We start from the raw sequence: 9,568 nt of genomic DNA, 5'->3' as shown, positions 1-9,568 counted from the left end.
GCCCCAAACCCCGAACGAACCCAGTCCCGACGCCCCAGCGATGACTGTGGAGCAAGCGATCGCTAATTTGCAACAACGAGAAGACCTCGGCATTCGCTATTATGCAGCTTGGTGGTTGGGAAAGTTTCGAGTCCGCACACCGGTCGCCATCGATGCCTTACTCGGGGCCCTCGTCGATGAGGCAGATCGATCGCCCGATGGGGGATATCCCTTGCGGCGCAACGCCGCCAAAGCCTTGGGAAAACTGGGCGACGAGCGCGTCGTACCGGCGTTGATTCAAAGTTTGGACTGCCCCGACTACTACGTGCGCGAATCCGCCGCCCAAGCCCTGGAAATGCTGTCGGATACCAGAGCGGTTCCCCCATTGCAAAAGCTATTGGCTGGAGGAGTGGCCGCAGCGGTTCCCGTACCGGGAAAACCCCACCTGGTACAGCCCTACGATGCGATTATCGAAGCTCTCGGAACCCTGAACGCGATCGAGGCGACCTCCGAGATCGCTGCCTTTTTAGAGCATCCCGTGGAGCGGGTGCAGTACGCTGCGGCTCGGGCCATGTATCAGTTGACCGGTGAGGAAAAGTACGGGGAGCGGCTGGTGCAGGCTCTAGAAGGCCCGGATTTGCAACTGCGTCGCTCGGCTTTGATGGATTTGGGAGCGATCGGGTATCTGCGAGCGGCCGTTCCCGTATCCGAAACCTTAGCCGAAAACAGTCTGAAACTCATCGCCCTCAAAGGTATACTCGAACGCTATTTAATCGATGCCAGCGAGGAAAGTGCGACTTTCGAGAATGTGGCATTGGGCGATCGAGCCGTCGAAATGATGACGCTGATGGATTCTTTGTTATAGAAGAGGGAAGAGGGAATGGGGAGACAAGGGAGACAAGGGAGAGGGGGAAGAGCGTTGCAACTGACCCATTTTCAATTGTCCATTCTCTTCCCCTACCCCCGAAGCCCTCGTCCTTAATTATGGTTATTCAACCGGCTTCGATCTGAGCTTCCGATCCAGATTAAATGTCAATTATTAATGATTCAATATGGATTCTACAAAACAATTGGTCGTGACTCGAACGGGGGAACCCTATCAACCGGCAAGAGTCTATTTTGACGTGACTAATGCCAAAACCGTTCTCGGTGTTTTTAATAAGCTTCGCTGTATGTATTTCGAGCGCGACGATGATGCTTGGTTTTGGTTGTACGAAAACGAAACCAAACGGTTGAAATTTGCAGAATCTTATAATGCCATTCCTAAATCAATTCGTCCCCTGGTGATTGGCTCTTTTCGCTTTCAGGGCGATCGAGAACTGATTCTCGATTTAGATTCTTTCGATCGACTTCTCAAAGCGGTTCGGTTTTTCGATCGGCGCATTAATCGACGCGCGGCCAAGATCGCAAAGCTGCGCGTGGTCAATCGTTTGTTCAATATCGATGAAATTCGTCAATATTCTCAAAAAAAGGATCGGTTACCTGAAAGTTTAGATGTTTTCTTCGATCGCGATGATGTGTACGTTCCTAATATTCAAGAATTTCAAACCCAGGTCGAAAAAATTTCGAGCGAGTACGAAGAGGAAGACGATCGTGTAAATGCATTGACGGATTATGTTGCCCAGAAGTCAAAACAGCCATTACCGGAAATCGAAGAACTTTATCCCAATTTTTATGAAGATGGGATGGGTTGGCTAGAATTAATATTAGGTTTGCGGCATATGGAAGCTAAAGCTCGATGGCAGGGAAATGAGGAGTTCAACCAATACGAGTTCGTGCAAAACCTAATCGAGTCAAAGCTCGGCGAGACTGAAGTCGAGGAGGATTGAAGAGTGGCTCCGGATTTCGGTTGCATCGAGCAATTTTTTCAGGAATTCCAAGCCGAGCATCTTGCCTTGTTTCAAGGTATCCGAGGACTCGATCGAGAGGACGATCGACGCTGGTATACCTCTGTTCTGTTCGATCGTCTAATTCCCATTTATTTTTTACAGTGTCGGGGATGGTTGGATAATGGGGATCTCCATTATCTGGAAAATAAACTCGGACAGAGTCAATTGCGGGGAGAAAATCGCTTTTTTAGTGAGTTTTTGCAAGCTTTATTTTTTGAAGGTTTGGCAAAGCCCGAACTCGAAAGAAATATCACCGTTCGTGCTTTAGTCGGTAATCTTCCTTACTGGAATGGAAATCTATTTCGATTGCATTCTCTCGAACGGCAGTATCCCAACATTGAAATTTCCGATGGCGCATTCGAGCAACTTTGCGAGTGGTTTGGCAGCTATGAATGGCGTTTGTACGATGGCGTATCTCATCACCCTCGGGAAATCACCCCGGAACTTTGGGGTTACGTATTCGAGCAGTATATTAACCGAGATCGGTTGGGTGCGTATTTTACTCCACCAGAAATAGCTGAATATTTGTGCGATCGCACCGTTGGCAAAGCAATTGTCGATCGCGTGAATACCGATTTCGATCGCAACTTTGAAGATTTCAACGAACTGGTGATTCAACTCGATCCTCAAATTTGTGGCGAGTTGGTGTGCAATATTCTCCCCAGTCTGTCGATACTCGATCCGGCGTGCGGTTCGGGAACGTTGTTGCTAGCAGCGATGAAAATGTTGTTCTCGGTGTACGTCGCGGCGATTGAAATAATTCGTCGGGAAGGCAATCGCGCTGACAAGCAATGGCTCAGAAAACTTGAAACCGAGCATCCTTCCCTATCCTACGAGATCGGAAGACGTATCGCGACAGACAACCTCTACGGCATAGATGTTCGAGAAGAGGCGATCGAAATAACCCAGTTGCGTTTGTGTTTGGTATTCATGGCAGCGATCGAATCGATCGAAGAACTCGAAAGCTTACCCAATCTTGATTTTAATCTAATGGCGGGAAATTCTCTCGTGGGATGGATTCGTGTTGATGAAGAGGGATTCGATGCCGTAGGAGAACACCAGCAGGGCAACTTACTTCAGCCGCTGGTTGCCCATAGCTACCGCAAAATTTTACGAGAAAAAAATGTTCGCATCGAACAGTACAAAGCACAATCTTTAATTTTGCAAGAAGCGCAGAATCTTTCCAAACAGACGAATCCACAGTTCTTGCGCGATCGAATTGCCGATGTCGATGGAAAAGTGCAACAGAAACTCGATCGATTGCTACTCGATGAGTTTAGTCTCCGCCTGGGAATTCAGTACCAACAGTCTCAGCTTGAGGGAAAACCTAACAAAAGATTGCTGACATTGGCAGATATTCAAGCATTAAAGCCATTTCACTGGGGATATCAGTTTAACAATATTCTTGAAGTTCGAGGGGGATTCGATGTAATTATAACTCATCCGCCTTGGGAACAATTTAAGCCCGATTTAAAATATTTTATCACTAAACATAAAAATTTACTTATCGAGCGTAAAATCATCGATCGAAACTCAAAATTCGATCGCAGAAAATTTTTTCAAGATTCAGAAATTTCCGCTTTATGGCGACAGTTTAAAGATCGGTATTCTTCCGTAAGCCAGTACTATCGATCGACCGATCGATACCAAAGCCAAACGGTCACGATTTTCGATCGTAAAATCCAAAATAATCTTTATCTATATCATTTATTTATCGAACTCAGCTTTCAAATTTTACGAACGGGAGGTTACTGTGCCTTTGTCATTCCATATCGCTTCTATCAAGATTTAGAATCTCTCAAACTGCGAGAGATGATTTTCAACCGAACTCAGCTCGGATGCATTATCTCCTTCGATCGAGATTTAGATTTTTTACATCGCTTATCTGATGATGCTCATTTATCTTTACTAGAATTTAAGAAAGATGGAATAACTCAAAAAATTGAAATTTTTCATAACGTACAACACCTTAGAAGAATTCAAGATCGAGTAAATAAATCTAAAGCTACAATTGATATTTCTAGATCGAGAGATGCAATCTCCAATTTGTTTTATATTTTAGATTTTGAGACAGAAATTGAACTAGAAGTAATTAAAAAAGTCAATTATTTTTTGAAGATCGACATTCTTCAAGAGCAAAGTTGGAATTTTACCTGGGGAAAATTTTTAACACTCAAAGAAACAAGGGATTTTCATTTAAAACCCGAACGAGAAAATCAAATAAAAATATACAATGCAAATGCGATCGAACCCTTTTCCTATAATAAAGAACGGGTGAAATCGACAATACCATGGGAGGTTCTCGATCGAGAAAATATATTAAACGATCGAGAGTATTGCTTAGTCATCAAATCCAATACTCGAAAAAGCGATCCCAGAACATCGATCGCCACCCTCATGCCCAAGAATACGCAATGCGATAAGTCACTTTTCGTTGCCAAACCCAATGGGTTAAAGTTTCCAACTCCAGCAGAAAAATTGGCAATTCTTGCAATTCTCAATTCATTTGTTTTAGACTTTTACTTGAGAAAAATCCTCGTAGATCGAGTAAGCTTATTTTATTTTTCCCAACTTCGGCTACCGAGAATTGGCGCGAGCGATCGGTACTTCCAACAGATTGTCGAGCGATCGGCAAAATTAGTTTGTACGCGCTCGGAATTTGACGAACTCGCGCGGGAAGTGGGGTTGGGTTCCCACGAATGCGGTGTCACCGAAAAAGCCCATCGCGCCAGACTGCGAGCCGAACTCGATGCCATCGTCGCCCATCTCTACGGCTTGACAGAAGCTGAATTTCACTTCATTCTGTCAACCTTTCCCAAAGTGCCGGAATTGGTTAAGGTAAAGGCGATCGAAACATATCAGTTATTCGTAACGAAAGCTCGATAGCCAATTTCAGCAGGGAAATCGAATTTTAAGTACGATTATCCCGCTTTCTCAACGGCACGATACTCTATGGATGAAGATCGTGCGGAGTCCCCCCATCCTCCCTAGAGAACTCAGCGACTACGTTGAGGAGACTCGTATGCGTTGCAAAGGTTGGGTTGTCGTCCTCCCTGATTCAAGCACCGAATCGCCTCAGAGATGGTTCTCCCAAGCATTGAGATAAAATAAAAACCAATTCGTTCCTCACATATTCCGTAACCGCTCATGAATAGCCCCTTCTTGCAACGACTCCACAGCGAAAATCGTCCGGCTCTAGTCTTGGACGGTGCGATGGGAACCAACCTGCAAGTGCAGAACCTCACCGCCGAGGACTTTGGCGGCGCGGAGTACGAAGGGTGCAACGAATACCTCATCCATACCAACCCCGAAGCGGTAGCAACCGTGCATCGCGGCTTTCTAGAAGCCGGGGCGGATGTTATCGAAACCGATACTTTCGGCGGGACTCCTATCGTCTTGGCAGAGTATGACTTAGCCGACAAAGCCTACGAACTTAACAAAGCCGCCGCTGAACTGGCAAAACGCCTCGCCACGGAATACTCCACCCCCGAAAAACCTCGCTTCGTCGCCGGTTCCATCGGGCCGGGAACCAAACTGCCAACGCTCGGCCATATCGATTTCGACAGCCTGCGGGACGGCTTCGCGGTGCAAGTGGAGGGACTTTACGATGGTGGGGTGGATTTGATGCTGGTGGAAACCTGCCAGGACGTGTTGCAAATCAAAGCCGCCTTAAATGCGATCGAAGAAGTTTATACCAAAAAAGGCGCGCGGTTGCCAATTATGGTATCGGTCACCATCGAAAACTTCGGCACCATGCTGGTGGGTTCGGAAATTAGCGCCGTCGTCTCCGTCCTCGAACCCTACAACATCGATATCCTCGGTCTCAACTGTGCCACCGGCCCGGATTTGATGAAGGAACACATCCGCTACCTCTCGGAACATTCCCCCTTCATCGTCTCCTGCGTTCCCAATGCCGGACTGCCCGAAAATGTTGGCGGACAGGCCCATTACAAACTCACCCCGATGGAGTTGCGCATGGCGCTGATGCACTTCGTCGAAGATTTGGGAGTGCAGATTATCGGCGGTTGTTGCGGGACGCGCTACGAACATATCGGTCAACTCGCCGAGATGGCGCAAACCCTCACCCCCAAGGAACGCCAACCCCAGTACGAACCGTCGGCCGCCTCCATTTACAGTACTCAAACCTACGAACAGGACAACTCTTTCCTGATTGTCGGGGAACGTCTCAATGCCAGCGGTTCCAAGAAGGCGCGGACGCTGCTGAATGCCGAAGATTGGGATGGACTGGTGGCCTTGGCAAAGTCTCAGGTGAAAGAAGGGGCGCAAATTCTCGATGTCAACGTAGACTACGTGGGACGGGATGGTGTTCGGGATATGGGCGAGTTGGCATCGCGGCTGGTGACCAACGTTAACTTACCCCTGATGCTCGACTCCACGGAATGGGAGAAGATGGAAGCGGGGCTGAAAGTGGCGGGGGGTAAGTGTTTGCTCAACTCCACCAACTACGAAGATGGCGAACCCCGGTTTTATAAAGTGTTGGAATTGGCGAAGCAGTACGGCGCGGGGATTGTCGTCGGAACTATCGATGAAGACGGGATGGCGCGGACGGCCGATAAAAAGTTCGAGATTGCCAAGCGTGCCTACGATGCCACGGTAGAGTACGGCATTCGCCCGGAAGAACTCTTTTTCGACCCCTTGGCGCTGCCGATTTCCACGGGGATTGAAGAAGACCGCGCCAACGGCAAAGCGACCATTGAGGCGATTCGGCGGATTCGAGAAGAGTTGCCCGGATGCCACGTTATTTTAGGGGTTTCTAATATTTCCTTTGGCTTAAATCCCGCGTCGAGGCAAGTCCTCAACTCGGTATTTCTCCACGAAGCGATGCAGGTGGGAATGGATTCGGCAATTGTCAGCGCCAGCAAGATTTTACCCCTGGCAAAAATTGAGCCGGACCATCAAGATGTCTGCCGCAAACTGATTTACGACCAGCGAGAATTTAATGGGGAAGCCTGTAGCTACGATCCCCTGCTGGAGTTAACAAAACTCTTTGAAGGAAAAACCACAAAACGCGATCGCACCGTCGATGAAAACCTGCCAGTAGAAGAACGCCTCACCCGCCATATTATCGATGGCGAACGGATTGGCTTGGAAGAACAACTCGCAATTGCCCTAGAAAAACATCCCCCCCTCGATATTATTAACATTTTCCTCCTCGATGGGATGAAAGTGGTGGGGGAACTGTTCGGTTCTGGGCAAATGCAACTGCCGTTCGTATTGCAATCGGCGCAAACGATGAAAGCGGCAGTAGCGTATTTAGAGCCGTATATGGAGAAAGATGAAGCGGAGGATAGTGCCAAGGGAACCTTTATCATTGCGACAGTCAAAGGAGACGTTCACGATATTGGCAAGAACTTGGTGGATATCATCTTGTCGAATAATGGCTATCGGGTGATTAATTTGGGGATTAAGCAACCGGTTGAGAATATTATTAAGGCTTACCGAGAACACAATGCCGATTGTATTGCGATGAGCGGTTTGCTAGTGAAGTCTACGGCATTTATGAAGGATAACCTGGAAACCTTCAATCAGGAAAATATTACCGTGCCGGTGATTTTAGGGGGCGCTGCATTAACGCCCAAATTTGTCGATCGAGATTGCCAAGATACATACAACGGTCGAGTTGTCTACGGGAAAGATGCCTTTTCCGATCTCAACTTTATGGATAAGTTGATGCCAGCGAAATCGGCAAATAATTGGGACGATTTGAAAGGCTTTTTGGATGAAACCAATGGGAACGGTCACGTTAAAAATGGTAGCGATCGCCCTTCAGAATCAAATCCTAAAAAAGCCGCAGAACCGGTGGTCATCGATACCCGGCGATCGGATGCGGTAGATATCGAGATCGATCGTCCCACACCGCCATTCTGGGGCCCTAAAATCCTCCAACCCGAAGATATGCCTCTGGTCGAATTATACGGCTATTTGGACTTACAAGCCCTCATCGCCGGACAGTGGCAGTTCCGCAAACCGAAAGACCAACCTCGGGAAGAATATAACGGCTTTTTAGAAGAAAAAGTTCACCCAATTTTAGAGCGGTGGAAGCAGAAAATCATTGACGAAAATCTGTTACATCCCCAAGCCATTTACGGCTACTTCCCCTGTCAATCTGAAGGCAATTCCTTGCACCTTTACAAACCCGAAGAAGCCGAATCGGGCAACCTCACCGAACCCATCGTCACCTTCGAGTTCCCCCGACAAAAATCCATGCGCCGCCTGTGTATCGCCGATTTCTTCGCCCCCAAAGAAACGGGACAAATTGATGTCTTCCCGATGCACGCCGTAACGGTGGGTGAAATTGCCACGGAATACGCCAAAAAACTGTTCGACGGGGACGAATATACCGATTATTTATACTTCCATGGGATGGCGGTACAGGTTGCCGAAGCGATGGCGGAATGGGTACACGCGCGCATCCGTCGCGAGTTAGGATTTGGGGAGATCGAACCCGATAACATTCGCGATATTTTGGCGCAACGGTATCAAGGTTCTCGCTATAGTTTTGGCTATCCGGCTTGTCCGAATATTCAAGACCAGTACAAGCAGTTGGAGTTGTTGGGATGCGATCGCATTAATCTATATATGGATGAAAGCGAACAGTTGTATCCGGAACAATCCACAACGGCGATTATTGCCTATCATCCTGTGGCGAAGTATTTCACGGCGTAATTAGCGTGTCAGCTCGATCGCGAAGATAAATGATGTGTTACGACGGATTTTGAAGGTCTAATAAACGGCAATATTTTCAGCCATAATCGCGCATCTTACCGCATCCTATCGGTCACAACTCAAGTAACAATGCCAACAACGATCGACCGGACTCACAATTTATTTCCCCAACCTACACCCGATCGCGTTCTTCTGGAAAATGTCAGTTGGCAAACCTACGAAGCGTTGGTTCGAGATGTCGAAAATCAACCGGGATTGCGACTGACTTACGATCGAGGATGCTTGGAAATTATGAACCCTTTAGTTCCTCACGAAAGAACTAAGAAATTGACGGGTCGTATGGTGGAAACCCTCACCGAAGAATCGAATATCGAGATTTGCAGTTTGGGGTCTTTGACTTGCAAGCGTCGGGATTTAGAACGCGGCTTAGAACCCGACCAATGTTACTACATTCAAAACGAACCGGCAGTCCGAGGCAAAACAGAAATAGACTTCGATCGCGATCCGCCACCGGATTTAGCCATCGAAATCGATATTAGCAGCAGTTCCCTCGATCGCATAGCAATCTACGCAGATCTAGGCGTACCGGAACTCTGGCGGTATGACGGCAGCGATGTCATTATCTACCGCTTGGAAGACAAAACTTACCGAACCTGCGATCGATCGCCGACCTTTCCTCAAATGACACCGGATGCGATCGTTCGTTTTCTGGAGATGAGTCAAACCATGGGGGAAACAAGCTGGATTCGAGCGTTTCGCGAGTGGGTGAATGCGGGTTACGGGTGATGCTGGAGGAGAAACCCTCGCGTTTGACTCGATACAGTACGAATAAAAAGGGTAGAGTTCAACGATCGTCGATCTCGATTTTTGTCACTCCATCTTGACAAATAAATAAAAAACAGTAACAATAAATACAGAAACCAAAACGTTCATCCCCATAAAAGCAATCGCAAGACCCCTTGACAGGTCTTCTGGGGACGGAAGTAGGGACACAACCCGAAGGAACGCGCCTC

Annotated in this window: 5 protein-coding genes and 1 riboswitch; all 5 genes read left to right on the top strand. The window is 47.7% G+C overall.

Annotation, left to right across the window (positions count from 1 at the left end; translation table 11 throughout):
• The first annotated feature begins 40 nt into the window (after nt 1-40).
• The 5 genes from cpcE (at nt 41) to IQ235_RS10290 (ending at nt 9,341) form a co-directional block, all read left to right on the top strand.
• Nucleotides 41-844 carry a C-phycocyanin alpha-cysteine-84 phycocyanobilin lyase subunit CpcE gene (cpcE, locus tag IQ235_RS10310; protein ID WP_264321385.1) on the top strand — a complete coding sequence of 268 codons (804 nt, stop codon included), beginning with the start codon at nt 41-43 and terminating at the stop codon, nt 842-844.
• Between the two features lie 187 nt (nt 845-1,031).
• The gene (locus tag IQ235_RS10305; RefSeq protein WP_264321384.1) at nt 1,032-1,808 is read left to right on the top strand and encodes a hypothetical protein; all 777 of its coding nucleotides are present in this window, start codon (nt 1,032-1,034) and stop codon (nt 1,806-1,808) included.
• Between the two features lie 3 nt (nt 1,809-1,811).
• The gene (locus tag IQ235_RS10300) at nt 1,812-4,754 is read left to right on the top strand and encodes an Eco57I restriction-modification methylase domain-containing protein (RefSeq protein WP_264321383.1); all 2,943 of its coding nucleotides are present in this window, start codon (nt 1,812-1,814) and stop codon (nt 4,752-4,754) included.
• Nucleotides 4,755-5,015: 261 nt separating this feature from the next.
• Nucleotides 5,016-8,555 carry a methionine synthase gene (gene metH / locus IQ235_RS10295; RefSeq protein ID WP_264321382.1) on the top strand — a complete coding sequence of 1,180 codons (3,540 nt, stop codon included), beginning with the start codon at nt 5,016-5,018 and terminating at the stop codon, nt 8,553-8,555.
• Between the two features lie 129 nt (nt 8,556-8,684).
• Complete coding sequence (locus tag IQ235_RS10290; protein WP_264321381.1) at nt 8,685-9,341, top strand: Uma2 family endonuclease; 657 nt, start codon at nt 8,685-8,687, stop codon at nt 9,339-9,341.
• Nucleotides 9,342-9,479: 138 nt separating this feature from the next.
• Nucleotides 9,480-9,566, top strand: a riboswitch (Glutamine riboswitch).
• The last annotated feature ends 2 nt before the right edge of the window (nt 9,567-9,568 follow it).

Source organism: Zarconia navalis LEGE 11467 (genome assembly GCF_015207075.1).
In the GTDB taxonomy this organism is placed as follows: Bacteria; Cyanobacteriota; Cyanobacteriia; order Cyanobacteriales; family Geitlerinemataceae; genus Zarconia; species Zarconia navalis.
Note: the sequence above shows the minus strand (reverse complement) of the source record. Positions and strands in the feature narration are given on the sequence as shown.

Bases quoted from the DNA above. Each gene is read 5' to 3' on its own strand.
- cpcE (WP_264321385.1), top strand. From the start codon at position 41: ATGACTGTGGAGCAAGCGATCGCTAATTTGCAACAACGAGAAGACCTC.
- IQ235_RS10305 (WP_264321384.1), top strand. From the start codon at position 1,032: ATGGATTCTACAAAACAATTGGTCGTGACTCGAACGGGGGAACCCTAT.
- metH (WP_264321382.1), top strand. From the start codon at position 5,016: ATGAATAGCCCCTTCTTGCAACGACTCCACAGCGAAAATCGTCCGGCT.
- IQ235_RS10290 (WP_264321381.1), top strand. From the start codon at position 8,685: ATGCCAACAACGATCGACCGGACTCACAATTTATTTCCCCAACCTACA.